2 protein-coding genes are annotated in these 1,435 nt (G+C 70.9%); one reads left to right on the top strand and one right to left on the bottom strand.

The genetic code is table 11. From position 1 onward, the window contains the following. Positions 1–204, top strand: coding sequence for a hypothetical protein (locus ACQKIP_RS47375; RefSeq protein WP_427745860.1), 204 nt, complete (start codon positions 1–3; stop codon positions 202–204). 117 nt (positions 205–321) lie between these two features. Here the strand turns inward: ACQKIP_RS47375 and ACQKIP_RS47370 are convergent. Then, the coding region (locus ACQKIP_RS47370; RefSeq protein ID WP_427745859.1) for a winged helix DNA-binding domain-containing protein at positions 322–1,435 on the bottom strand (1,114 nt) is incomplete at its 5' end.

Here is a 1,435-nt window from a genome sequence, read left to right as displayed (position 1 = left end):
ATCAGTGCGGACGGTGTCTGCCCACGCTGCGATGACAGGCCTTTCCATGCCGCGCCCTGCCCGGGCTGCGGCGGCTGCCGTATCGACGGCTCCTTCGGACAGCCCGGCATCAGGTACGAGATCCTCCCCGAGTCTGTGGAGTGCTGGGACTGCGGCCATCGCAACCCGCTGCGCGTCCCCGGCCCGCAGGGCGTCACCGCGTGACGCCGACCGCGCCCGGCACGGTCGGGACCATGGATGCTGGTACACCCGGCTATCACAACGTGCGCAATGCCCGCGTCCTGGTGCAGGCCACATGGGTGATCAACGTGGCGCGAGCCGTTATGCCCTCAGGCGGTGCATGAGGGGCGTGCTGACGTGGGGGCGGACACGGACGTTACCCAGGAACTCTGCGAGCCGGTCGGCCTCGGCCGCGAGAGCCGCGCATACCCGAGGGTCCACTGCCGGGGGGGAGGTGAGGAGTTCTGTGACGATCTGCCCGTCGTCTTGTTGCCGCCAGCCGCCGATGATGCGCCCGCCCGCCCACACCGTGGGGCAGATGTTGCCGTTGCGGTCGAAGAGTTCCGGCGCGTACGCGGGATCGAGGTACCAGTCGCGGTTGCGCCATCCCATCGCCGTGGGGTCGAGCGTGGGCAGCAGATTGACCACCGTGTCGCTGTCGTCGCCCGCGCTCTCCTGCAGGACTGGATCGTCGGGCAGCACGTAGCCGGTGGCGTGATCGAGGTCCGCCTCGATGGCGGCGGTGCCGGCCAGGGCGGTGCGGGTCTGGGTGAGGTTCCAGCCGGTCCACCACTTGAGGTCGTCGAGGGTGGCCGGACCGAAGGCGGCCAGGTAGCGGGTGGCGAGCTCGACTCGGGCCTGGTCGGCCGGCAGCTGCGGGTGCGGTTCGGCAAGGGTCCAGCGGAACTTCGCCGAGGTCCAGGATCCCTGGGGGTGGCCGCGGCGCAGGCGGCCTTCGGCGGCCATGACCGTGAGGACCTTGTTGCCGATCCGGGGCCGGGTCTCGTACGGCTTGCCGGGCGAGATCGTGATCTGTTCCTTGAGCCGGGGCACGGCATCGGCGATCTGGACGGCGTCGGCCTCGCCGAGCTCTTCCAGGGCCGCGGCCACCTCGGTCTCGACGTCGGTCAGCCAGCGCGTGCCGTGCCCGAGCTGTTCGGCCAGCACCTTGGCCAGAGCGGCACGTTCACGGGCCGCGACCGTACGGGCGGCGGACGCCTCCACGACCGGCGCCAGGTCCTTGGGAACCACGAACATGGTGCGGCGCATGCACAGCATCCGCACCAGGCTGCGGTCCTCGTACAGGGCTCGCTCCACCGCCTGCGGTGTCGCACCGTTCATCCGCGCGGCCACGGACAGGAACACCGTCGCCGGTTCGGTCGCGTGCAGCCCCACCAGCGCCTGGGCAACCTGCTCCACCGACGTCGCCCGCACG

It is taken from the genome of Streptomyces sp. NPDC059900, assembly GCF_050270335.1.
Taxonomy (GTDB): domain Bacteria; phylum Actinomycetota; class Actinomycetes; order Streptomycetales; family Streptomycetaceae; genus Streptomyces.
This window is presented reverse-complemented; position numbering and strand designations above follow the sequence as displayed.